The organism is Lactococcus petauri (genome assembly GCF_002154895.1).
In the GTDB taxonomy this organism is placed as follows: Bacteria; Bacillota; Bacilli; order Lactobacillales; family Streptococcaceae; genus Lactococcus; species Lactococcus petauri.
This window is the reverse complement of record NZ_MUIZ01000005.1, coordinates 171,106-193,471: the sequence shown is the minus strand read 5'-3', so window position 1 is coordinate 193,471 and position 22,366 is coordinate 171,106. Positions and strand designations below refer to the sequence as shown.

The following is a 22,366-nucleotide window of genomic DNA, read 5'->3' as shown; positions in this document are numbered from 1 at the left end:
TGTTTAAAATCAACCCTACACAAGATCATGAACAATCCTCGGCTTTAAAATTATCGGAGACACAGCAACATTGTATATAAAAAATATTTTGGAGGTAAATATGAAAAAAACGATATATTTAGCAACGTTGGTACTTTCTTTTGGACTGTTTGGAAGTTTATTGGGTGGTTCAGTTGCCTTTGCGGATAAGCAAGAGCCATATGGGGATATCACACACACATCAGATTCTGAGGGATATATCCATTTTGACCCTGAAGGTAATATTGTAGAAAGTAATTTAGGGTCTAACACCAATAAGAAAGCAAGACCAGCTATTAATCATGCTTCAGGGAGATGGGTATATTTTTCTGACCTTTATGATTGGGGAAGAATGAAAAGAGGACATTCTAACCATTACAGCTCTAGATATCAAAGACATGGTGCTAAAGCTAAAGTAGGTACGAGAAGTCAAGTAGCAAATGCTGGATTTAAACAATGGGCACTTGCAACTACTTATGGAAGATCTTCTGCTACATTTTCTTGTTGGTATAACCCAACAAACTGGTATTAATTTTTAAGGAGATTGTTCATGGTCTTCTGTAAGATTGGTTTGAAAAAATAGCAGTGGATAAAAAGCTGTTGTCTTCTGACAGCCATTGAGTTGTGTTTGCTGAGAAGTTTTCGTAGCTGAGTTTTTTGTTCTTTAATTCATCTAAAGAATTACATTTGCTTAACAAGCTCCTAAAGTCCCGCAAATTGTTAGGTGTGTAGAAGTACTTAAAGTATAATAGTGCATAACACTAAAAAAATTAGTGAATATATTACTTAAGGAAGATATTATATGGAAAAAGACTTGAAAAATGATGTCGGTTTTTTCGGAGCCTTATCTATCGTTGTCGGAACGGTTATTGGAGCAGGAGTATTCTTCAAAATTGCTGCGATGGTTGCAGTAACCCAATCTGCTTCGCTAACATTGCTTGCTTGGGCAGTGGGTGGTATTTTAACGATTTGTGCGGGTCTCAGTGTTGCTGAACTTGCAGCTGCCATTCCGGAAACAGGTGGTGCTGTAAAATATTTAGAGCGCAGTTATGGAAAACTAGTGGGCTTTCTTTTTGGCTGGGTACAAGTATTAATTTATAATCCTGGAAATATGGCAGCCCTAGGAATAATCTTTGCCACACAAGTTCTGAACTTGCTTGGCCTACCTCAAGGCTTATTATTACCTATCGCTATTGCCTCTATTTTAACTATCATGTCTATTAATCTATTGGGTTCACGTTTTACTTCACGTTTTCAGCAAGTGACTTCGATTTTAAAATTAATCCCAATCTTTTTGATTATTATTTTTGGTTTGACAACCAATTCGCAAGTGGATGTGCAGTTATTTCCGATTCAGGCGGGACAAAATATCGGATTCTTTGCCGGTCTTGGTGGTGCTTTGGTCGCGAGTTTGTTTGCCTTTGACGGCTGGATGAATGTAGGGAATATCGCGGGTGAGATGAAAAATCCGCAAAAACATTTGTCGAAAGTTATCACCATCGGTTTATTGGTTATTTCATTTATTTATATTGCCATTAGCTTAGGGTTTTTGAAAGTTCTGCCTCTGGATCAGATTGCAGGAAATGCAAATACAGCTTCAGATGCTGCACAAAAATTATTTGGTGTAAATGGTGGTAAGCTCGTAACGATTGGGATTTTAGTTTCTGTTTATGGCACGCTCAATGGCTACACAATGACAGCAATTCGTGTGCCTTATGCTCTAGCTTTAGAAAACTCACTTCCTTTCTCAAAACACTTGAGTAAACTCAATAAAAATGCCATTCCCTTTGTTTCAACGGCCTTGGTTGGGAGTTTAGCTTGCATCTTTATGGCAGCAGGTTCCTTTGATATCCTGACAAATCTGGTCATCTTTGTAATGTGGTTTTTCTCCTTCTTGTTAATTCTTGCAGTATTTATCCTCCGCAAAAAGGAGCCAAATTTGCACCGTCCATATAAGGTTGTACTTTATCCTGTCCTTCCTGTCATTGGAATGTTGGGTGCCTTGTTTATCATGTGGACGACTATTACACAGCAGCCCGTTCTTGCGATGATTGGGATTGCTATTACGCTTTCCGGTATTCCTGTGTTTTATTACCAGACGAAAATGAAGCGAAGCAGCGATAGTATTGCAGCAGTTGTTAAAGTAAAATCTAAATAAGAAGAATACTGTAAATGATTCACTTGTCATGTTGACAGTTTTTAATAATTTTGCTAAAATAGTAAAGTTGAATATAGCAGTCAGCTAGAAAACTCGTCAACATTTCCCTTGTTACGAAGTAACCGAAGCTGTAAGGCGAAAGTGAAATGCACGAATTCGAGGCTGTCAATATTCTTCAAAAAAATTTGAAGGAGACATTTACATGTCACGTTATACTGGTCCATCTTGGAAACAATCACGCCGTCTCGGCATCTCACTTACAGGTTCTGGTAAAGAACTTGCACGTCGTAACTACGTACCTGGTCAACACGGCCCTAACAACCGTTCAAAACTTTCTGAATACGGTTTGCAATTGGCTGAAAAACAAAAACTCCGTTTCACTTACGGTGTTTCTGAACGTCAATTCCGTAACTTGTTTGTAGCAGCTACACGTGTTAAAGAAGGAACTCTTGGTTTCAACTTCATGACTTTGCTTGAACAACGTTTGGATAACGTTGTATTCCGTCTTGGTCTTGCAACTACACGTCGTCAAGCACGTCAATTCGTAAACCACGGTCACATCCTCGTTGATGGTAAACGCGTTGATATCCCATCATACCGCGTAGCACCTGGTCAAGTTATTTCAGTTCGTGAAAAATCTATGAAAGTTCCTGCAATCCTTGAAGCTGTTGAAGCAACTAAAGGACGTCCAAACTTCGTATCATTCGATGCTGATAAACTTGAAGGTTCACTCGTTCGTCTTCCAGAACGCGATGAAATCAACACAGAAATCAACGAAGCACTTATCGTCGAATTCTACAACAAAATGATGTAATCTCGTTTCACACGAGTTATAACTCTAAGTCAGATTGACTTAGAGTTTTTTGTTTTCAATAAAACTCTCAAAAATATTGAACTCAAAATAAAAAATCTGCTTAAATGCAGATTTTTTATCACCGAATTTCCATAATATCCTCAAGCCCCAAACGAAAGCTTGGTTGGCCAGTTTCCTCAGAAGTTCCAAAGGGGATGATGAGTTCTGGACGGAATTTTTTATCGACGTTGAGAATCTCATTGATTTTTTCTGTGCGTTTATAGCCAAGGACAACATTGGCCTTATAACCTTTATCATAGATGGCATAGAGCAAGTTCATTGTGACAAGGCCAGTTGTCATAGACATATAGGTATTGAGATATTCAGCATCAAAACTATTGACATAAGCTTGATAGCGTTGAGTAAAGCGTTCAATGTCAAGGCTTGAAAGTTCTTCACTGCCACGCTCGCTAATAAGTTTAAGGCGATCGGCATATTGACTGTCCGCAAAAATCATAATCAAGCCACCTGCTGTTTCAATCTGCTCGTGATTTGAAGGATTGACTTCTTTTAAAAGTGCGGCTTTGGCTTCAGCTGAATCAATAACGACAAAATGCCAACTTTGTATATTAATGCCTGAAGGGGCTAAACGAGCAGTTTTAATAATGTCTTTTATCTCTTCAAGAGGAACTTTCTTCCTATCAAACTTTTTGACGGCATGGCGTGTTTGGGCTAATTCTAAATATTCCATTTCTTCCACTTTCTAATTTTTTACTAGAGCTATTTTAGCAAATAAACATCGAAATCACATGAATTGAAAATGGTGATAATATGGTAAAATGGAAGAATGGAAAATACGCAAAAAATAGCTGAATTACTAAATATTAAAAGTTCACAAGTTCAAAAAGTACTTGAACTGACAGCAGAAGGTAACACAGTACCTTTTATTGCCCGTTATCGAAAAGAAGTTACGGGCAGCTTAGATGAAGTTGAAATCAAAAAAATTATTGACGAAAATGATAGCCTAACAAAACTTAAGGATCGAAAAACAGCAGTGCTGTCCAAGATTGAGGAGCAAGGCAAATTAACGGATGCGCTTAAGGCTCAAATAGAAGCAGCTGAGAAGCTATCCGAAGTTGAAGATTTCTACCTTCCTTATAAAGAAAAACGCCGCACAAAAGCCACAGTGGCGAAAGAAAATGGTCTTTTCCCGCTTGCACAACTCATTGTTAAAAATACACCAAGTCTTGAAGCAGAAGCAGAGAAATATACGAATGAAACTTTCGCCACAGTAGCAAAAGCGCTTCAAGGTGCCATGGATATCCTGGCAGAGGCGATCTCTGAGGATGCTAAATTGCGGAGCTGGCTATTGAGCGAAGTGAAACAAAATAGCCTCTTAGAAAGTCGTCTGAAAGAGCAAAGCCTTGATGAGAAAAAAGTCTTCCAAATTTATTATGAATTTGCGGAGAAAGTATCTGAGCTTCCTAATCATCGTGTACTCGCTTTGAATCGTGGCGAAAAGATGGGCGTTCTTTCTGTAAAATTTGAACATAACGAAGATAAGATTTTACGCTTTTTTGAAAATCGTTTTGCTGCGCGAAACAACAAATATATGAGTTTAGCCATTAAAGAAGCAGTGAAGAAAAAGCTGCTTCCAGCGATGGAACGTGCAGTACGGGGGGAATTAACAGAAAAAGCTGAAGATGCAGCCATCGAAGTGTTTGGTGAAAATTTGAAAAACCTACTCTTGGTGGCACCGCTTAAAGGGCGTACAGTGATGGGTTTTGACCCCGCGTATCGTACAGGAGCAAAGCTTGCCATTGTTGATGCAACAGGTAAACTTTTGACGACGACAGTTATCTATCCCGTAAAACCCGCTAATGCGAGTCAAATTGCCCAAGCGAAAAAGGAGTTAGCAGCACTAATCTCTAAATATAAGGTCGATATGATAGCTATTGGTAATGGAACAGCCAGTCGTGAATCCGAAGCCTTTGTGGCCGAAGTTTTAAAAGAAAATACCCTGTCTAATGTCTTTTATGTTATCGTGAGTGAATCTGGGGCTTCTGTTTACTCGGCTTCAGAGTTGGCGCGTGAAGAGTTTCCGGACCTGACGGTAGAAAAGCGTTCGGCTATTTCCATTGCAAGAAGGTTGCAAGATCCTTTGGCTGAGTTGGTGAAAATAGAACCGAAAGCTATTGGTGTAGGACAATATCAACATGATGTTGCAGAGAAGAAACTTACCGAAAACTTGGACTTTGTTGTTGAAACGGTCGTCAACCAAGTTGGTGTCAATGTAAATACAGCAAGTCCAGCGCTACTTTCACATGTTGCTGGTTTTAACAAAACCTTAGCCAACAATGTCGTGAAGTTTCGTGAGGAAAATGGAGCTCTCAAAAGCCGTGCGCAGTTGAAAAAAGTTCCACGTTTAGGGGCGAAAGCTTTTGAGCAGGCAGCAGGCTTCCTTCGTATTCCTGAAGCAAAGAATTTCCTTGATAACACTGGAGTCCATCCAGAGTCGTATCAAGTGGTCGAAAAATTACTTGAAACACTTAATATAGCAGATCTTGATGCGAATTCCGCAGCAATTTTGAAAAAAGTAAATATTGCCGAAATGTCAGAAAAACTTGGTGTTGGTCGCGAAACATTGACAGATATTATTGCTGATTTGACAAAACCAGGACGTGATTTACGTGATAATTTTGATGCACCAATCTTACGTCAAGATGTTCTTTCCGCGAGCGATTTACGTGTGGGCCAAAAACTTGAAGGAGCAGTGCGTAACGTTGTCGATTTTGGTGCCTTTGTGGATATTGGTATTAAAAATGACGGATTGATTCATGTTTCTGACCTGAGCAAAAACTTTGTGAAAAATCCTCATGAAGTTGTTGCTGTCGGACAAATCGTAACCGTTTGGGTAAAATCAATTGACCAAGAGCGTGGTAAGATTAATTTAACTTTGGTTGAGCCACGTGAACAATGAGGAATTAACAGACCATGTGCGTCAACTTTCTGTAGAGAAATTTGCGCGCCCATTTCTGCATACTGCTCAGTGGAATAGTCGGTTACGCAGTACGGGGGGTCGCTTTTTTCCTAAGGATATGCATTTGGATTTTAACCCTAAAATGGCAAATCGAGCAGAGTTTGATGGTATTATTCTCCATGAGCTGGTTCATTATCATCTCTATGACCAGCAACGAGGTTATAAGCATAAAGATAGGGAGTTCAAGGATTTACTTGCTCAAGTAGGGGGGTTACGTTATGCTCCATCAATAAGAGAGGCTAAACATACTTATGTGTGTCAAAGCTGTCATCAGATTTATCAACGTCAACGTAAAATTGATATAAAAAAATATGCCTGTGGCAAATGCCGCGGCAAACTAAAAGAACAAGGATAACTTCTTGTTCTTTTTTCTTTGCTCTTTTTAGTGTTAATTTTCATTTTTTCTCGTATTAGTTAGTGAAAGATTTATCACGATTTTTAAGGAGAAAGACGATTGAAAAGTAAAAAAAGATGATGACGTTTTTAGGCTTAAGTTTGCTACAAATACTTATTGCTGTGTTTATAGTTGTGAAAAGAGAGGATTTTATTTATATATTTCCCGCAAAGGAGCCGGAAAACTTAAGAGACTTAGCTTACGACAAAGATAAACGTTTGGGCTACACCGTTCACATTAAGGAAAAAGGTAAGTTAGTGCCCTATCTGGTGCTCACGAAAAATTATATTGATCAAGGCAATGTTCTGTTGCTTCGAAAACATCTGCTGGATCCGCCCATGCCCTTTCAAGAGGGCTGGAAAAGATTTTATTACGGGCATAGTATGATTGATGCCTTTATGAACAAAGAGTTTATTAATCGTTTGACTAAAAATGTGCAAGAGAATATTCCCCTCATAGAGCTTGGGATAAAAGCTCTAAAACCTAACTTTGAAAGTAGGCATATAGATAAAATAAAGCGTAAACTTTTCTTGCTTTCGGATATTGATGTAGGGAACTTTAAGCAAAGAATTCTTTTGGAAGAAGAGGAAAATTTGTTATATTTCAAGAGAAAGGATGGAGACAATACGACCAGACTTGCTTTTTTAGAAGGCGACCTTGTTGCTTATACTTGGTGGCTTCGTACTGCTTTTGCGACGGATTCAGTAGTTGCGAAAACGATTGATGATGGGATGTTTTCAGGCAACGGTGTTGTCTATTCCGCCCATGTCCGCCCAGCCTTTACACTTCCACCTGAAACAGAGGTGGAAGAGAAAGAAATCAATGGGCATAAGGAATATGTGCTAAAAATAGATAAGTAAAGAGGTTGGGGTAAAAATTAACATTGGACTCCTTTCGCTTAAAGTTTCAAAAATAAAATCGCTCACCAATGCTATGTAAGAATATCGTGTTCCAATATCTTTTTTCTTGACGAAAAAATTTGCATGTCGTAAGAAAAAAGCGTAAAATAGAAAAAATATATTTTTATGGGGGCTCTAATCTAATGCTTAATTCAGAAATCATTGCTTTAATGCCGAAAGTTGAACTTCATTGTCATCTTGATGGTTCACTCAGTTTGTCTTGTATTAAGCAGCTGGCTAATAACATAGGGTACGATTTTAATATGAGTGATGATGAAATACTGAATTGTGCACAAGCGCCAGAAACGACTCAAAGTCTTTTGGAATATCTGGAGCGTTTTGACTTCGTTCTTCCGTTACTACAAAGCTATACTAATCTTGAGCTGGCAGCTTATGATGTGGTTCGTCAAGCTGCTGAGGATAATGTCAAATATATTGAAATTCGCTTTGCACCTGGTCAGCATCTGGAAAAAAATCTAGAACTTGAAGAAGCTGTAGAAGCTGTTATTGCTGGTGTTTCTCGTGCTGAAGAAGACTTTGATATTGTCGCAAATGTTCTCCTCTGTGGTCTTCGTCAGGTGCCAATCGAGCGTTTGGAAAAGTTGGTTCCGCTTTTTGATGAAATCGATGATGAGCATTTGGTTGGCTTTGATATGGCAGGCGATGAGGTAAACTACCCTCAAGTAAAATTTAAAAACTTGCTGGATAAGGTGACGTGTCGTGGGATACAAGTCACACTGCATGCAGGTGAGTGTCCAGGGTGCGAACAAAACATTATTGATTCTGTCGAGATGGGAGCAACACGTTTGGGACATGGCATCATGACGAAAGAGCTTCCAGACTATCAACATATTTTGATAGAGTTGGGTATTGTTTTGGAAATGGCACCAACCAGTAATTTTCAAACAAAAGCTATCCGCCATCTTGAAGAATATCCTTTTTTGGAATTGTATAAGAAAGGTCTTCATGTAACCATAAATACTGACAATCGCACAGTAAGTAATACCAATTTGCAAAAGGAATATGAGAAAATTGCAGAATGGTATGATTTTCAGGTGATTGATTTTGAAAGAATCAATCATTATGCTATTGATGGCGCCTTTATTAGTGAGGAAGAAAAAGAAACTCTCCATCAGCGGTTTTCCATTGAGTATGCCCAAATAAAAAAAGCTGATTAACATCAGCTCTTTTTAATGAAGTAAAAGAATGAAAGTAAAGAAGAGAAGAAAGCCACCAAAAAACAAGCTTACTAAATCTTGTCTTCTTTCGTTTTTCTGAAAGGCATGATAAAGCAAGAGTCCCATCAAACCACCGGAACTATTTGTGATGATGTCGGTTATATCGGTGGCTCCGATGCCGAAAATATATTGAAGGATTTCGACAAAGAGACTGACAAGGAAAATTGTTCCCCATTTTCCAAGAAAGCTCCGTTCTGAAAAGCGACCCATAAAAAAACCAAAAGGAATAAAAATAAGGATATTAAAAAGGATTTCTAAACGTCCACCAGAAGCATCAAAAGGTGAAACATTTAAGCTACGTGAAGGGAACAAATGTGCTGTATTTATCGTATGTGTGATATCAAATTTAAAAAGAATCCCCCAAAATAGAAATAGAAGATAATAAGCAAAGATAATTTTGGAGAATTTATACATGAAAGTCCTCAGATATTCAAACGTTTTTTATCCTTAATTATAGTAAAATAACTGAAAATAAGCTTAATGCGCCTAGAACAGGAAATAAAAAACCACATCGAAAGATGTGGTTTTTGTATTATTTTTCGTCAGGTGTCATAATCATCGGAACGATAAGTGGACGACGTTCAGTTTGTTTATAGAGGAATGGAGCCAACGCTTCACGCATTGCCCGTGCCACAACAGCTTCATTAGCATTTTCGGTATTGAGCATGGCTTCACGGATAGCATTGAAAAGTACACGTTGACCATTACGGATCAAATCCCCAGACTCACGCATGTAAATAAAGCCGCGACTTAACATATCAGGACCTGCAAGCACTGTTTTATTTTTGAAATCCACAGTAGCAACAGCAAGAACAATACCATCTTCAGCAAGCTCATGACGGTCATGAAGCACTGCATTACCGACATCACCAATCCCTGAGCCATCAACATAAGTATCAGCAGCAGGGAAATGATCAGCATAACGTGCTGAATCAGCAGTTAAAGCCAGAACATCTCCATTTTCGAAAATGAAACAATTTTCTTTAGGAACACCAGTGTCTTGAGCGAGCCCGGCATGAATTTTTAACATGCGGTACTCACCATGGACAGGCATGAAGTATTTTGGTTTAATCAAACGGAGCATCAATTTTTGCTCCTGTTGTCCACCGTGCCCAGAAGTATGAATATTATTCATCTTACCATAAACCACGGTTGCACCAGCTTCGGTGATTGTGTTAGCCAACTGGTTTACACCATGTGTGTTACCTGGTATCGCGTTAGATGAGAACACAACGGTGTCTCCCATTTGTAGTGTGATATGACGGTGCATACCATTAGCGATACGGCTTAGAGCAGCCATTGGTTCACCTTGAGAACCTGTACACATAATGAGTAGCTCGCTTGAATTGTATTGGTTCACCTCATTTGGTTCAATAAAAGTTCCTTTAGGGGCTTTTATATATCCAAGTTCAAGTCCGTTAACGATGGCTTTTTCCATAGAACGACCAAAGACAACAATCTTGCGTCCGGTTTTCACAGCACCATCAACAGCTTGCTGTAAACGGAAGATGTTTGAAGCGAAAGAAGCGAAAATAATGCGTCCTTCAATGCGTTCGAAAATCTTCATGATATTTTGGCCAACAACTTTTTCAGAGTGAGAGAAGATTGGAATTTCGGCATTGGTTGAGTCAGAGAGAAGAAGCAAAACACCTTCTTCACCAAGAGCCGCCATACGATGTAAATCAGCGGGCTCACCAACAGGCGTAAAGTCAAACTTGAAGTCACCTGTGGCTACAACTTTACCTTGAGGTGTTTCCACAACAATACCCAAAGGTTCTGGAATGGAGTGAGTTGTACGGAAAAAGTTAACACTTAAGTTGTTAAATTTAATTTCGCTGTCCGCATGAATTTCAAAGAGTTTTGCATCACGCAAAAGCCCGTGTTCTTCCAATTTTCCACGAATTAAAGCAAGTGATAACGGACCTGCATAAATAGGGATATTCGCTTGCTTAAGCAAGAAGGGAATACCACCGATGTGGTCCTCGTGTCCGTGTGTAATGAAGAGCCCATTGATACGGTCGATATTTTCGACAATATAACTATAATCTGGGATAACATAATCGACACCTAATAGGTCATCTTCTGGAAATTTTATACCGGCATCGATGATGATAATTTCATCTTGATATTCGACACCATATGTGTTTTTTCCGATTTCGCCCAGTCCGCCAATAGCGTAAACTGCGACTTCGTCGGAGTTAATTTTTAATGGTTTAATCATTGTTTTCTTTCTATACATATTTGTATGACAAAATCACTTTAGAGTGGTGACTTTTGTCCCTTTCTAAAGTGTTTTGCAGTAAATCTTTTGATGATGCAGGTTGCAAGCATCTTTTTTTAATTAAAAGCTTGTAATTTCAAGGCCACCGTTTTCTTTTTCATATTCAACGGCTTCGTCTGAAAGTGAATCGATGAATTCAACGTGATAGTCTGTGTTTGCAGCTAAAAGTTCGCGCGCTAAGATGACACCTTCACGTGTATCTGTAACATCAAGGTCAAGGTAGAGAACCTTAGTTGTTTCACGACGTGGTGAACGTGTTTTGTCTTCTTGGTAAAATGCTTTGAAAATCATATTATATTTGAGCGAATAAAAATTCGCTTTCCTTTCTTTTGTTTCCGAGTGTTTCAGTTTTACAGTTACTTTCATTTTAGCATAAAATGGAGATAATGAAAAGTAAAGGTTTATAGAGCCAAAGCATTTAGAACAAGAAGAGCTTTTTCAAAGAAGTAAAAGACAGACAAAAAGTTGAGTGAAAATAACAGTAATACTTTTGTCAGTGATAAAGAAAAATACAAAATAGGAAAGCGAAAAATTTCAAGAAATATAAAAAATGTTATAATAGATGCTATCGTATACTTCTAGATGTTTAAAAGAGCTACACACTTTGTTCTGACTTGCATATTCGATAGTGTGAAAAGTAATTACTGAGATGCAGATATTAGGGTATAATAAAATAAGAAGAATGGAGAATAGAATCTCGTGAAAATTTTAGCTTTTGACAGTTCAAGTAAGGCCTTGTCTGTGGCACTTGTCGATAATGATGTTTTGTTGGGAGAGATTACTCTAAATTTAAAGAAAAATCATAGCACTACTCTGATGACATCTGTTGACTTTTTGATGCACCAATCAGCAGTAGAAGCGAGTGAACTTGACCGCATTGTTGTAGCCCAAGGTCCAGGATCTTATACAGGATTGCGTTTAGCAGCGACTGTCGGGAAGACGCTTGCCTACAGTTTAAATAAGGACATCGTTGGTGTCTCAAGTCTTTTCGCTATTGCAAGAAGATTGAAAACGGACAGAGCCGTTGTTCCTGTGATGGATGCACGTCGTGGTAACGCTTATGCTGCGCTTTACCAAGAAGATAAAGAAGTTGTCATAGGACAGCATTGTGTCTTTCGTGACTTCTTAGCAAACTTAGATAAGAATCTTCCGCTTGTATTTACAGGGGAAACAGAAAACTTTGTAGCTGACATTGAAGCTGCAGGGTTTACAAACTTTGAAATTATTGAAGACAGCTTAGACAAACTACCTTCAGCTTATCAAATCGCCCTATTTGGCAAAAACCTAAAACCTGTAGCGGTTCACGGCTTTGCTCCAAATTATTTGAAAAAAGTTGAAGCAGAAGAGAAATGGTTGGAGACACATGAAGAATCTGAAAACGCTACTGGCGAATATGTTCAAAGGATTTGAACCACGTCGTTATCTTAATATGGATGAGGTGGACTTAAAGTCAAATATTGACGGTGTAGATTATCGCTTGGCAGAACGTAAAGATATTGTAGACATGCTTGCGATTGAGCGTGATGTTTATGATGGAGAAGTTCCGTGGACTTTTTCGCATTTTGAACACGAGATAGTTCAGGATGAGAATGCCTTCTTTGTTTCAGCAGTCGTTGATGATAATCTTATTGGTTTCATTGGGGTTCGCCTTACGGAACGTGGTAAAGTCGTGCATATTACAAATCTTGCAGTTGCTGTAGCCTATCAAGGTAAGGGTGTTGGGAGTAATCTCGTCAACCAAATGATTCGTCTAATGACACTTCTTGGTAAGCAGCAGATGACGCTTGAAGTGCGGCGTGACAATACAAAAGCTCAAGGTCTTTACCGTCGCTTAGGTTTTTCAACAGGGAAGCTGATTTCTCACTATTATGAGGACGGCGGTGATGCTGTGTGGATGTCAAGACAGTTGAGAGCTGAACATGAAAATTGAACGTTTTGATTCTGCAAAGTTTGATACGCAGGACATAGCCTGTAAGCTAAAAGAAATTTTAGAGCTTTGCTATGGAGAATCACCTTGGTCTGAATCCTATCTCCTTAGCAACCTGAAAAGGGATATCTATTTTCTAGCTGAAGTAGACGATGAGCTTGTTGGTTTTTTAGCAATTCAAGTGATCATGGAAGAGATGGAAATTACCAACCTTGCAGTGAAGCCAGAATTTCAAAGTAACAAAATAGCCAGCACGTTGATGGATCAAGTTGCTGATTTTGCTGGTACCCTGTTTTTAGAAGTACGGGAATCTAATAAACCAGCGCAAAATCTCTATAAAAAATATAATTTCGAGGCCTTCTATACTCGGAAAAACTACTATTCGCACCCGACAGAAGATGCGATTCTAATGAGGAAGATACAATAAAATGAATGACAAATATATATTAGCTTTCGAAACCTCTTGTGATGAGACATCTGTCGCTGTTTTGAAAAATGGCACAGAACTTCTCTCTAATGTTATTGCAAGTCAGGTGAATAGCCATAAACGTTTTGGTGGAGTAGTCCCTGAGGTGGCTAGCCGGCATCACGTGGAACAAATTACCGCCTGTATTGATGAGGCCTTAGAGCAAGCTGGTATTACTGCAAAAGAACTCTCAGCTGTAGCTGTGACAGAAGGTCCAGGACTTGTTGGGGCTTTACTTGTGGGTATCATGGCCGCTAAAACTTTTGCCTGGGCCAACAAGCTTCCATTAATTCCTGTCAATCACATGGCTGGTCATCTTATGGCTGCAGCTTTAGTAGATACTATTGAATACCCAGCCATGGCTCTTTTAGTCAGTGGTGGGCATACGGAGTTGGTTTATGTGGAATCTGAGGGAAACTATAAAAAAATTGGTGAAACACGAGATGATGCAGCAGGGGAAGCCTATGATAAAGTCGGCCGTGTCATGGGGCTAACTTATCCTTCAGGGAAGGAGATTGATGAGTTGGCACATAAAGGAGAAGATACTTATGCTTTTCCACGTGCAATGATGACTGCAGCAGATGGTTTGGAAATGTCTTTTAGTGGTCTGAAATCGGCATTTATCAATCTTGTTCATAATGCAAAACAGCAAGGACAAGATTTGGTGGCTACAGACTTAGAAAATTTAGCTGCCAGTTTTCAAGCAGCGGTGGTTGATGTCTTAATTGCTAAAACCAAACGTGCCCTTGAACAATACCCAGCTAAAACCTTAATCGTTGGTGGAGGAGTATCCGCTAATCAAGGTTTACGTGAGCGGCTTGCCACCGATATGAAGGATATTAAAGTCATATTGCCTCCCCTTCGCCTCTGTGGTGATAATGCTGGAATGATAGCAGCAGCAGCAACTATAGAGATGGAAAGGGAAAACTTTACTGATTTATCACTTAATGCGCGCCCGAGCCTTGTTTTTGGTGATATTTGAAGCAAAAAAACTCAGAGTATTTCTGAGCTTTTTTTATTTTTTAATGACCGGTAACCAAATCTCACCGTAATAACTGCCATCAGGTCGCTCTTGACGATAAGCAAGATGTGGACCACCAAGATAGGTATAGTCCATAACTTTGGGGAGAATTTTTCGAAAAGCTTGATGTGACAAATGTTCAAAAATTTTTCCCTTAGCTGCTGTATCAGAAATTACAATATAGTTACTTTCAGGAAATTTGAGTAAACGACAGTCGTCCTTTAGCTCTTTGCGACTCTCCACTGCAAAATAATTCCAAGGTTTTCCGAGGTAATCCGTATGAACAGACCACTCCCGCTCATTTTTAGCTCTTTTCTTGAGCTTTGCTAAGCGGCCATCATTTTGCAAACTCAACTCAAATATTTCTCTTTCGAGGCCCAAAGAGCGGTAGTCTTGCAGCGCGGCTTGAATGGGAAAACCATAAGCCGCTAAGATGAACGGGTTTTTATGCTCTAGAGTATAATCAATCATAGTCGCTCCTTAGCTAACAACGGTTAGTTCATGGATTGAACGTCCTTGGTCATCAAACATTTCCAACCAACTATTTGTTCCTGCAAAGTAGAGAAAATGTCCGATTTCATTGACGGAACGCAGAATGATGTCTTCAGTAGTGGTCCAAGTTTCAGGATCGAATTTTTCTTGATTTTCTTCCCTAAGGTTTAACGTAAATTTTGCAGTGAAGCCAAGGGTACCATCGGCCCTTTTAGGCGCTGCCTCATTAGGTAGCATTTTTGCACCTGCAAGCAGCCGCATTTCGGTAGATTTTTGCCAGATAACTGTGCCGGATGTTCCTTCATGTTTAATATGAAATGGAATATCTGAGATAGCCTTTTTCCAGCGGTGTTGCGCTTTAGCTGAAAAAGCTTTCTTCTTTGCGAGTTTAAAACCGAACGCTTCAAGGCTAGGCAAAAATTCATCAGCAGCTTTACTACAGATGGTATAGACATTTGAGGGGAGTTTAATCCTTTCAGGAAAGACGGCTAACTTCATAGAAGCTTCTTGAGCTTTGTCGAGGAGAAAAGCTTCAAGATAGGCAGTGTCTATTTCATATGCCTTAGGATCAAGGACAATAACTTTATCAAATTCCAACTTAGGGATTATTTTTTTATCGGCAGCAATCATAATAATCTGGCTTTTTTTCGTTAGGAAAAATATTTCGCCTTTTTTGAGGGCAAAACGACTATTATTACTATCAAAGATACGGATCGTGGCACCAGAGGAAAGTTCAAGAAGGAGTTTTCCCTTCTCATCAATCGTTGCTGAAAACTTTGTTTTTTTCATAACTTTATTTTAACAGAAAAGTCTATTTTTTCATCTTTTTTTGAATACCCTTTATCTAATTAAAGAGTTTCTACTTATTTAATAAACTTTTTTCCTATAAATGAAAAATAGACCATTTAATAATTTATGTAAGCACCTTTAAAAATTAAATGTGGGAAAGCAAAGCTTTTCTCGAAATTTTCTAAACAATTTGCTATAATTAAGTAAACTAACGAAAAAGGAAGCGAACAACATTATGGCAGTAAAACGTTTAATTGAAACATTTGTACCAGAAAATTATAAAATTTTCCTTGATATTGACCGCAAATCAAAGACCTTCAAAGGTCAGGTGGCAATCAAAGGTGAAGCTAAAGCTGAAACTATTTATTTCCACCAAAAAGATTTGAATATTACTAAAGTTTCTGCTTTTAGTGTTGAAGCAGACTTTACTGTGGATAATGCCAACGAAGAACTTACAGTTAAAGTGGGCCAAAAAGGTCAAGTGACTGTTTCCTTTGAATATGAAGGTAAAATCACAGATAACATGATGGGCATTTATCCTTCATATTACGAAGTAAACGGTGAGAAGAAAATGCTTATCGGTACGCAATTTGAATCACATTTTGCTCGTCAAGCTTTCCCATCAATTGATGAACCAGAAGCTAAGGCTACTTTTGACCTATCGGTTAAATTTGATGAAGAACCAGGTGATATTATTATTTCCAATATGCCAGAACTTCTCAATATTGAAGGAATTCACGTATTTGAACGTACAGTTCGTATGAGTTCTTATCTTCTTGCTTTTGTCTTTGGGGATATGCAGTATAAAAAAGGACGTACAAAATCTGGTGTTGAAGTAGGAACTTTCTCAACGAAAGCACATTCTGAAGATGTTTTAGATTTTCCTTTGGATATTGCGATTCGTTCAATTGAATTTTACGAGGATTACTATAAAACCCCTTACCCATTGCCACACAGCTGGCACGTTGCACTGCCTGACTTCTCAGCAGGTGCTATGGAAAACTGGGGTTGTATCACTTACCGTGAAGTCTGCATGCTGGTTGACCCAGAAAATGCAACAGTTGCCAGCAAACAGTATGTAGCAACAGTCATTGCGCATGAGTTAGCCCACCAATGGTTTGGTGATTTGGTAACAATGCGTTGGTGGGATGATTTGTGGCTCAATGAATCATTTGCCAACAACATGGAATACGTGGCAATTGATGCTATTGAACCTGATTGGAAAGTTTGGGAAAGCTTCTCTGTTAAGGAAGCCAGCCTTGCTTTAGATCGTGATGCTACAGATGGTGTTCAATCCGTTCATGTGGATGTGAATCATCCTGACGAAATTGGTACACTCTTTGATGCTGCTATTGTCTATGCTAAAGGTTCACGCTTGATGGTCATGCTCCGTAAATGGTTGGGGGATGAGGACTTTTCTGCAGGACTTCGCAAATACTTTGAAACGCACCAATATGGCAATACCGTAGGTGATGATCTTTGGGATGCACTCTCAAGTACATCAGGTAAAAATGTGGGCGAATTTATGCATTCATGGGTAAACCAACCCGGTTATCCTGTCTTGACTGCGGAAGTTGTTGATGACACACTTATTTTAAGCCAACAACAATTCTTCATTGGTAAAGGGGAAGACAAAGGGCGCTTGTGGCAAATTCCATTGAACACAAACTGGAAAGGCTTGCCAGATACGTTGACTACGGAAAAAGTTGAAATTCCGGGCTATGCAGCACTTAAGGCTGAAAATGAAGGCCAACCGCTCTTCTTCAACGAAGCACACGCAGCACATTATATTATTGATTATAAAGGTCAGCTTTTAGATAACCTTTTGGCCGATCTTGAGAAACTGGAAGATATTACGAAATTCCAAATTCTTCAAGACCGTAAGTATCTTGCTAAAGGTGAGGTTATCAGCTACGCTGATGTTGTGAATATCTTACCAGCCTTTGCCAATGAAGAAAGTTACATCGTCAACCAAGCGCTTAACCAAATCTTTAGTGAGCTAGATATCTTTATTGATGATGAGTCAGCTACAGAAAAATCTTACAAATCACTTGTGGGTAAAGTTTTTGCTAAAAACTATGCACGTTTGGGATGGGAGAAAAAAGCTGGTGAATCAGCTGGAGACGAAACTTTACGTGGGACAGTACTCTCACGGACTCTCTACTCTGAAAACCCTGAAGCAGTAGAAAAAGCGAGTGAGATTTACGCAGCGCATAAAGACAATGTAGCAACTATTCCTGCGGATATTCGACCAATTGTCTTGAATAACGAAATTAAAACAAGTAATTCTGCGGAACTTGTAGCTTCTTATATGGATACTTATGTGAAAACAAGTCTCCAAGAACTAAAACGTGAATTAGCTGCAGCTGTAGCCAATGTCCGTGATGAAGCAGCAATTAAAGGACTCTTGGAAGATTTCAAAAATGCGGATATCGTTAAACCTCAAGATATTGCATTCTCTTGGTTCTACCTCTTAGCGAAAGACTTCGCTCAAGATGCTGCATGGACTTGGGAGCAAGAAAACTGGGATTGGATTGCCGAAAAACTTGGCGGTGATATGAGCTATGATAAGTTTGTCATCTATCCAGGTAATGTCTTTAAGACAGCCGAAAAGTTTGAAGAATATAAAGCTTTCTTTGAACCAAAATTGAGTAACCCAGGACTTAAACGTTCAATCGAGATGGCGATTAAACAAATTGATGCACGTGTATCATTGATTAATAATCAAAAGAGTGCAGTCGAAGCTGCCATCGTAGATGTAGAAAAAGAATTGTAAAAAAGACTTCTTAGAAATCAGAAAGAGCTGAATTCTAAGAGGTTTTTTCTGTGTAGCAAACTTCTGTAAACATCTAAAACCCAATGTAAAAGAAAAGCCTTGAAATTGAGAATTATCTGAACAAGGTATGTGGTAAACTATAAAAGTAAAAAAATTAACAGAGTAGGGCCAATGCGTTAAGTGCTGTGAAATGGGATGTCGTTCACAGACGAAACTTGAATTTTTCAAGTGCGGTAGAGGCTTGCATCCGCTGATTCTCATATAATCAGTTACTCACCAGATCCTTGGGAGGTACTATATGAAAAGATTTACTGTGAAGCTGTCACTCATACAGCTTGTTTTTTTGGCGATTTTGCTGGCATTGTCCATCATTTTACGTTCTTTCACTTTTGGGAGCAGTTTTTGGAAGTTATCGCCAGGATTTATTGCTGATGGTTTGATTGGCTTCTTTGTTGGCCCTTTATGGGCAGGTTTAGCTTTAGGGCTGGGTGATATATTTGGCGTTTTGTTCCGAGGAAGTATTTCCTCGCCAGGTATGACTATAACAGCAGCTCTAGTCGGATTTATCTATGGTTGGGCTTTTTATAACAAGAAGTTCAGTCTAACACGAGGTAAAGATTGGCTCTACATTTTAGCTGTTGTAAGTGTAACAATGGTTCTCCAAACCGTGTTACTTAATACTTTTTGGCTTTCGCTCATGTATCAGACACCTTTTAAGGTTCTATTAGCTACGCGACTTCCTTTGCTTGTACAGATTCCTATAAGAACGGTTATTTTCATGTTGGTATTTGATAATATTCAACGTTTACCGCAGATTATGAGACGTCTAAAAACATAAAAGAAAACCGTCATTTTTGACGGTTTTTTGTTTTGAAAATTGTCAGAGCAACGATTAACAGGATAACTCCCATGCAGGCAGGAGCCGAAGAGCCGAAGAGAACATAAAGTTGTCCCCCAATAATAGGACCTAAAATACGCGTTAGTGCTTGTAAAGCTTGGCTACTCCCTTGAATCTGTCCTTGTTGGTGTTCAGTGACTGATTTAGAGAGAGTTCCATTGAATGGTGGGGCAAAAATCGAATCACCAAAACCGTAGATAAAAATACCAATTACAAAATAGAAAGGGTGCAGGGTAAAGGCAGAGACAGCCATAAAAATATAGCCAAAGAGTTCCGCAACTATCGCACATTTAATGATGGATTGGTCCGTCAATTTTTTTAATAGAAAAGGCATAATGAGCGCCTGGCTAAAAATATCTTGAAGTCCCATAATAGAAAATAGAAGACCGATTTGTACGGGTTGCCAAGAGAAGTTATCTAAAGAAAACTGAGCAACAATAGCTTGTAATGCACCATTTGGAAGCCACAACAACAGTGCAGCTAGAAATAAACGGTTCAGTTGTTTTATCTCAAATAAGTTTTTGAGAGGTGCAAAGGGATAAAGCTGATGTGGATCTAGCTTAACAAGTCTTTCTTTTGGTGAAAGACTTTCAGGCATAAAGAAAAGGCCGTAGAGGAGATTGAATAAGCTGAGAACAGCAGCAAAATAAAAGGGAACGCGGTTACCATAATGAGCTAACAGTCCTCCAAAAGTTGGACCTAACAAGGTTCCGACTCCAACAAGGGCAGAAATCCATCCGAAGATTTTAGTGCGGGAAGCAGCTGGCGTAATATCGGAAAAGTAGGCAAATAAAGTGGCAATATTTCCTCCGGAAATACCATCGATGATACGGCCAAGGAAAAAGAGCCATAGTGCTCCAGCCATGCCAAAGATGAGATAACCCAAGGCAGAGCCAAGTAAGCAGAAAAGTAAAATCGGTTTACGGCCATAGCGATCACTCAATGTTCCTAGAGCTGGCGCTGCAAGAAAAGTGCATAAGGCATAGATAGAGGTCAAGAAGCTGATGACTAAGGGTTGATTTTGTGATGAGGTATAGGGCTCCAGTAAAAAAGGAACCACAGGATTGATAATGGTAAAGCCAAGGCCTGTAAGAAAAACGGAAAATAAGCCAAAGCTCAATGCGTGTTTATTTAGTGTATGCATATAACTCCTTATTAATGTTTCCACGGAAACTATAAAAGTATAACTTATTATTGTTTCTTTGTCAACAAAAACTAAATTAAGAAAAACAACCCCATTCTATATGGAGTTGTTACGGAGTTCTTTATCAAGGTGTTGATTGTAAAGTTGAGTAAACTCTAGTATCGTTTCTAATTTTTCAGAACTGAAGGAATCAAAGACTGCTTGATCATTGAGTAGAAAAGCTTTGTGAAGATCTTCGTGCTGCTGATTTATTTTTCTTCCTTTTGAAGTCAGTTTAAAATAAATTTCTTTGTTGTTGTTGGGATTTCTAAATGTTATAATGTCTTGTTTTTGGAGGAGTTTTTTTGTTGCTTTACTAATTGCTCCTCGAGTGACATATAGCTCTTCTGCCAACCGTGTGACATTTGGGTTATTAAGCTTGGCAATGAACTCAATGCAGGCGATTTCCAAAAAAGAATAACCTTTGAATTTTTCGACCATTTGAGGTTTTCGAAGTTGATCCATTTTATTAAAGAGATCTGTAAGGCTCAGCATAATTTCTTCTTGTTGTTTCATACTAGCTTTCTCCTGTCACTTGACGATAAATGCAACGCCAATATTCATTTCTGCGCCAGATACTTGATACAGTGTAACTTTTTTGATTGTCCAAGTAATGATAGGTGAGGATAAATGTCTTTTTGCTGACTTGCTCTGCTTGGTAATTTTTGATGGCTAAATCTTCTGTTTCAACAGCACTTGCTATATATTCTTCCTGTTGAATAATTTTACCCTTTGTCGTAATTGCTTGAAATTGAGGCGCTAAAAGTTGATCAAGATGTTTACCGTTGAGAAGGGTCTCTTCTTTGGGCAAAAGCTCTAATGCACGTGAAGCAAAGTGTTCTTCTTCAGGTAACGCAGCGGGTTCGACATGGACATCAACATCATAAACATCAAAACCAGCCATGAGCATGCGTTCTATTTTTTCGGTAGCGGCATGACTTTCATAGACAGAAAGATCACGGGACATCTCAACGACAACATCCAGAAAGATATTACTCCCGTAGGTACGACCCCGAATCATCTTTACAGACTTGACTTTGTTTACGAGCTCAATCGCTTCTTTATAATCTGCTAAAAGATTGTCATCAAAACCATCGGAAAGTGAAAAAACACTATCACGGAAAATATCATAAGCCGTTTTCAGGATGAAACCGCAGATAACAAGAGCCATAATACGGTCAAGCCATATCCAATGCAAGGCAGCTGCCACAATGGCGACAGTTGTACCCAAGGATGTTAGTGCATCACTAAGGTTATCTTTACTGGAAGCTTCAAGTGCTTTCGATTGAGTTTTTTTCGCTAAACGGCTAGAGTAGAGGTAAACGCCAATCATCACAAAGGCAGAAAATAAAGCCACTGCTGCACCAACGGGGTTGATTTCAGTGGAACTTCCTTCTATAAAACCAACGATTGTTTGGCGCAAAACTTCAAAGCCAATGAAGAACATGATGAAACTAGAAATCAGACTAGCAATTGATTCAACCTTCCAGTGCCCATACGTATGGTCGTTATCAGAAGGGATACGCGCAATACGTAAACCAATCACGATAGCAATATTTCCTAAAATATCGGTGACATTATTAAAACCATTCGCGAGAAGGGAGGCTGAATTGGTGATTTGAGCTACACCAAGTTGTAAAAGAGACAGAAATATATAAGCTGCTATACTGACCCACACGCCTCGTTCGGCGAGTTTAAGGTTATGAGAGCGTGATATTTTGCTATTATTCATAAGCTTAATTATAACAAAAAAGCAGAGGAGCTGCTTTTAAAGGACGAAATAATGTCCCATAAGGTCGCATTTTGGCTTTGAACGTGGAAGCTTTTGAGCTTAATTTCTATTATAAATAAGTTGTCGCAAATGATTGACACTCTTATTAAAAAACGGTAAAATTAAATTGTTAGTTTATTTTTGTTATAAACTAAAGAAAAGACTAATAGTGTTAGTTATTAGCATTGCAAAATAGATGCTTAAATGTTATAATTTTTCAGC

General features: G+C 38.8%; 22 protein-coding genes and 1 riboswitch. Of the genes, 13 read left to right on the top strand and 9 right to left on the bottom strand.

Annotated elements, in window-relative coordinates; genetic code table 11:
* Nucleotides 1-100 precede the first annotated feature (100 nt).
* The 3 genes from BZZ03_RS08710 to rpsD all read left to right on the top strand — a co-directional run bounded on the left by BZZ03_RS08710 (nucleotide 101) and on the right by rpsD (nucleotide 2,990).
* Complete coding sequence (locus BZZ03_RS08710) at nucleotides 101-550, top strand: hypothetical protein (RefSeq protein WP_086583033.1); 450 nt, start codon at nucleotides 101-103, stop codon at nucleotides 548-550.
* Nucleotides 551-820: 270 nt separating this feature from the next.
* Nucleotides 821-2,176: an APC family permease gene (locus BZZ03_RS08705; RefSeq protein WP_086583032.1), complete on the top strand. Its 1,356-nt coding sequence runs from the start codon at nucleotides 821-823 to the stop codon at nucleotides 2,174-2,176.
* Between the two features lie 202 nt (nucleotides 2,177-2,378).
* The gene (rpsD, locus tag BZZ03_RS08700) at nucleotides 2,379-2,990 is read left to right on the top strand and encodes a 30S ribosomal protein S4 (RefSeq protein ID WP_003133217.1); all 612 of its coding nucleotides are present in this window, start codon (nucleotides 2,379-2,381) and stop codon (nucleotides 2,988-2,990) included.
* A gap of 118 nt (nucleotides 2,991-3,108) precedes the next feature.
* Here the strand turns inward: rpsD and BZZ03_RS08695 are convergent, their stop codons facing one another.
* Nucleotides 3,109-3,720, bottom strand: coding sequence for a nitroreductase family protein (locus BZZ03_RS08695; RefSeq protein WP_086583031.1), 612 nt, complete (start codon nucleotides 3,718-3,720; stop codon nucleotides 3,109-3,111).
* Between the two features lie 96 nt (nucleotides 3,721-3,816).
* On the opposite strand from BZZ03_RS08695, the gene BZZ03_RS08690 reads away from it, so the two are divergent.
* The 4 genes from BZZ03_RS08690 to add all read left to right on the top strand — a co-directional run bounded on the left by BZZ03_RS08690 (nucleotide 3,817) and on the right by add (nucleotide 8,480).
* Nucleotides 3,817-5,949, top strand: a complete 2,133-nt coding sequence (locus tag BZZ03_RS08690) for a Tex family protein (RefSeq protein WP_086583030.1) — start codon at nucleotides 3,817-3,819, stop codon at nucleotides 5,947-5,949.
* Nucleotides 5,930-6,364 (top strand): SprT family protein, encoded by a 435-nt coding sequence (locus BZZ03_RS08685; RefSeq protein WP_019291815.1) that lies wholly within the window; start codon nucleotides 5,930-5,932, stop codon nucleotides 6,362-6,364. Before BZZ03_RS08690 ends, BZZ03_RS08685 begins: the two co-directional genes overlap by 20 nt.
* A gap of 116 nt (nucleotides 6,365-6,480) precedes the next feature.
* On the top strand, nucleotides 6,481-7,263 hold the full coding sequence (locus BZZ03_RS08680; RefSeq protein WP_086583029.1) for a DUF6273 domain-containing protein: 783 nt from the start codon (nucleotides 6,481-6,483) through the stop codon (nucleotides 7,261-7,263).
* 182 nt (nucleotides 7,264-7,445) lie between these two features.
* The gene (gene add / locus BZZ03_RS08675; RefSeq protein ID WP_086583028.1) at nucleotides 7,446-8,480 is read left to right on the top strand and encodes an adenosine deaminase; all 1,035 of its coding nucleotides are present in this window, start codon (nucleotides 7,446-7,448) and stop codon (nucleotides 8,478-8,480) included.
* A gap of 12 nt (nucleotides 8,481-8,492) precedes the next feature.
* Here the strand turns inward: add and BZZ03_RS08670 are convergent, their stop codons facing one another.
* From BZZ03_RS08670 to BZZ03_RS08660, 3 genes are all read right to left on the bottom strand, one after another.
* A complete protein-coding gene (locus BZZ03_RS08670) occupies nucleotides 8,493-8,954 on the bottom strand; it encodes a VanZ family protein (protein ID WP_086583027.1) in 462 nt (153 codons plus the stop codon).
* Between the two features lie 118 nt (nucleotides 8,955-9,072).
* The gene (gene rnjA, locus BZZ03_RS08665; RefSeq protein WP_086583026.1) at nucleotides 9,073-10,761 is read right to left on the bottom strand and encodes a ribonuclease J1; all 1,689 of its coding nucleotides are present in this window, start codon (nucleotides 10,759-10,761) and stop codon (nucleotides 9,073-9,075) included.
* Between the two features lie 120 nt (nucleotides 10,762-10,881).
* The gene (locus tag BZZ03_RS08660; RefSeq protein WP_017369648.1) at nucleotides 10,882-11,112 is read right to left on the bottom strand and encodes a DNA-directed RNA polymerase subunit epsilon; all 231 of its coding nucleotides are present in this window, start codon (nucleotides 11,110-11,112) and stop codon (nucleotides 10,882-10,884) included.
* A gap of 408 nt (nucleotides 11,113-11,520) precedes the next feature.
* Between BZZ03_RS08660 and tsaB the strand changes: the two genes are divergently transcribed.
* From tsaB to tsaD, 4 genes are read left to right on the top strand one after another with little or no spacing between them, the layout of a single operon-like run.
* Entirely contained in the window at nucleotides 11,521-12,231 is a 711-nt protein-coding gene (gene tsaB / locus BZZ03_RS08655) for a tRNA (adenosine(37)-N6)-threonylcarbamoyltransferase complex dimerization subunit type 1 TsaB (RefSeq protein WP_019293649.1), read from the top strand.
* Nucleotides 12,215-12,751 carry a ribosomal protein S18-alanine N-acetyltransferase gene (gene rimI, locus BZZ03_RS08650; RefSeq protein WP_019291805.1) on the top strand — a complete coding sequence of 179 codons (537 nt, stop codon included), beginning with the start codon at nucleotides 12,215-12,217 and terminating at the stop codon, nucleotides 12,749-12,751. The genes tsaB and rimI (BZZ03_RS08650) overlap by 17 nt, the downstream gene beginning before the upstream one ends.
* Complete coding sequence (gene rimI, locus BZZ03_RS08645; protein WP_019291804.1) at nucleotides 12,741-13,175, top strand: ribosomal protein S18-alanine N-acetyltransferase; 435 nt, start codon at nucleotides 12,741-12,743, stop codon at nucleotides 13,173-13,175. The genes rimI (BZZ03_RS08650) and rimI (BZZ03_RS08645) overlap by 11 nt, the downstream gene beginning before the upstream one ends.
* Before the next feature lies 1 nt (nucleotide 13,176).
* Nucleotides 13,177-14,196, top strand: coding sequence for a tRNA (adenosine(37)-N6)-threonylcarbamoyltransferase complex transferase subunit TsaD (gene tsaD / locus BZZ03_RS08640; protein WP_019291803.1), 1,020 nt, complete (start codon nucleotides 13,177-13,179; stop codon nucleotides 14,194-14,196).
* A 33-nt stretch (nucleotides 14,197-14,229) separates the two neighbouring features.
* Here the strand turns inward: tsaD and BZZ03_RS08635 are convergent, their stop codons facing one another.
* On the bottom strand, nucleotides 14,230-14,706 hold the full coding sequence (locus BZZ03_RS08635) for an effector binding domain-containing protein (protein WP_086583025.1): 477 nt from the start codon (nucleotides 14,704-14,706) through the stop codon (nucleotides 14,230-14,232).
* 9 nt (nucleotides 14,707-14,715) lie between these two features.
* Nucleotides 14,716-15,516, bottom strand: a complete 801-nt coding sequence (locus tag BZZ03_RS08630; RefSeq protein WP_086583024.1) for a hypothetical protein — start codon at nucleotides 15,514-15,516, stop codon at nucleotides 14,716-14,718.
* A 235-nt stretch (nucleotides 15,517-15,751) separates the two neighbouring features.
* Between BZZ03_RS08630 and BZZ03_RS08625 the strand changes: the two genes are divergently transcribed.
* Both BZZ03_RS08625 and BZZ03_RS08620 read left to right on the top strand, forming a co-directional pair.
* Complete coding sequence (locus BZZ03_RS08625) at nucleotides 15,752-18,292, top strand: M1 family metallopeptidase (protein WP_019291800.1); 2,541 nt, start codon at nucleotides 15,752-15,754, stop codon at nucleotides 18,290-18,292.
* 156 nt (nucleotides 18,293-18,448) lie between these two features.
* Nucleotides 18,449-18,547, top strand: a riboswitch (THF riboswitch).
* Between the two features lie 43 nt (nucleotides 18,548-18,590).
* Nucleotides 18,591-19,130: a folate family ECF transporter S component gene (locus BZZ03_RS08620; protein WP_019293643.1), complete on the top strand. Its 540-nt coding sequence runs from the start codon at nucleotides 18,591-18,593 to the stop codon at nucleotides 19,128-19,130.
* A gap of 10 nt (nucleotides 19,131-19,140) precedes the next feature.
* Here the strand turns inward: BZZ03_RS08620 and BZZ03_RS08615 are convergent, their stop codons facing one another.
* The 3 genes from BZZ03_RS08615 to BZZ03_RS08605 form a co-directional block, all read right to left on the bottom strand.
* Complete coding sequence (locus BZZ03_RS08615) at nucleotides 19,141-20,334, bottom strand: MFS transporter (protein ID WP_086583023.1); 1,194 nt, start codon at nucleotides 20,332-20,334, stop codon at nucleotides 19,141-19,143.
* A gap of 96 nt (nucleotides 20,335-20,430) precedes the next feature.
* Nucleotides 20,431-20,889, bottom strand: a complete 459-nt coding sequence (locus tag BZZ03_RS08610) for a MarR family transcriptional regulator (RefSeq protein WP_086583022.1) — start codon at nucleotides 20,887-20,889, stop codon at nucleotides 20,431-20,433.
* Nucleotide 20,890: 1 nt separating this feature from the next.
* The gene (locus BZZ03_RS08605; RefSeq protein ID WP_061414295.1) at nucleotides 20,891-22,105 is read right to left on the bottom strand and encodes a cation diffusion facilitator family transporter; all 1,215 of its coding nucleotides are present in this window, start codon (nucleotides 22,103-22,105) and stop codon (nucleotides 20,891-20,893) included.
* Nucleotides 22,106-22,366 lie beyond the last annotated feature (261 nt).

What these genes read in the sequence shown, in the direction of transcription:
- BZZ03_RS08710 (WP_086583033.1), top strand. Translation starts at nt 101, where the DNA reads ATGAAAAAAACGATATATTTAGCAACGTTGGTACTTTCTTTTGGACTG.
- BZZ03_RS08705 (WP_086583032.1), top strand. Translation starts at nt 821, where the DNA reads ATGGAAAAAGACTTGAAAAATGATGTCGGTTTTTTCGGAGCCTTATCT.
- rpsD (WP_003133217.1), top strand. Translation starts at nt 2,379, where the DNA reads ATGTCACGTTATACTGGTCCATCTTGGAAACAATCACGCCGTCTCGGC.
- BZZ03_RS08695 (WP_086583031.1), bottom strand. Translation starts at nt 3,720, where the DNA reads ATGGAATATTTAGAATTAGCCCAAACACGCCATGCCGTCAAAAAGTTT.
- BZZ03_RS08690 (WP_086583030.1), top strand. Translation starts at nt 3,817, where the DNA reads ATGGAAAATACGCAAAAAATAGCTGAATTACTAAATATTAAAAGTTCA.
- BZZ03_RS08680 (WP_086583029.1), top strand. Translation starts at nt 6,481, where the DNA reads ATGATGACGTTTTTAGGCTTAAGTTTGCTACAAATACTTATTGCTGTG.
- add (WP_086583028.1), top strand. Translation starts at nt 7,446, where the DNA reads ATGCTTAATTCAGAAATCATTGCTTTAATGCCGAAAGTTGAACTTCAT.
- BZZ03_RS08670 (WP_086583027.1), bottom strand. Translation starts at nt 8,954, where the DNA reads ATGTATAAATTCTCCAAAATTATCTTTGCTTATTATCTTCTATTTCTA.
- rnjA (WP_086583026.1), bottom strand. Translation starts at nt 10,761, where the DNA reads ATGATTAAACCATTAAAAATTAACTCCGACGAAGTCGCAGTTTACGCT.
- BZZ03_RS08660 (WP_017369648.1), bottom strand. Translation starts at nt 11,112, where the DNA reads ATGATTTTCAAAGCATTTTACCAAGAAGACAAAACACGTTCACCACGT.
- rimI (WP_019291805.1), top strand. Translation starts at nt 12,215, where the DNA reads ATGTTCAAAGGATTTGAACCACGTCGTTATCTTAATATGGATGAGGTG.
- rimI (WP_019291804.1), top strand. Translation starts at nt 12,741, where the DNA reads ATGAAAATTGAACGTTTTGATTCTGCAAAGTTTGATACGCAGGACATA.
- tsaD (WP_019291803.1), top strand. Translation starts at nt 13,177, where the DNA reads ATGAATGACAAATATATATTAGCTTTCGAAACCTCTTGTGATGAGACA.
- BZZ03_RS08635 (WP_086583025.1), bottom strand. Translation starts at nt 14,706, where the DNA reads ATGATTGATTATACTCTAGAGCATAAAAACCCGTTCATCTTAGCGGCT.
- BZZ03_RS08630 (WP_086583024.1), bottom strand. Translation starts at nt 15,516, where the DNA reads ATGAAAAAAACAAAGTTTTCAGCAACGATTGATGAGAAGGGAAAACTC.
- BZZ03_RS08625 (WP_019291800.1), top strand. Translation starts at nt 15,752, where the DNA reads ATGGCAGTAAAACGTTTAATTGAAACATTTGTACCAGAAAATTATAAA.
- BZZ03_RS08620 (WP_019293643.1), top strand. Translation starts at nt 18,591, where the DNA reads ATGAAAAGATTTACTGTGAAGCTGTCACTCATACAGCTTGTTTTTTTG.
- BZZ03_RS08615 (WP_086583023.1), bottom strand. Translation starts at nt 20,334, where the DNA reads ATGCATACACTAAATAAACACGCATTGAGCTTTGGCTTATTTTCCGTT.
- BZZ03_RS08610 (WP_086583022.1), bottom strand. Translation starts at nt 20,889, where the DNA reads ATGAAACAACAAGAAGAAATTATGCTGAGCCTTACAGATCTCTTTAAT.
- BZZ03_RS08605 (WP_061414295.1), bottom strand. Translation starts at nt 22,105, where the DNA reads ATGAATAATAGCAAAATATCACGCTCTCATAACCTTAAACTCGCCGAA.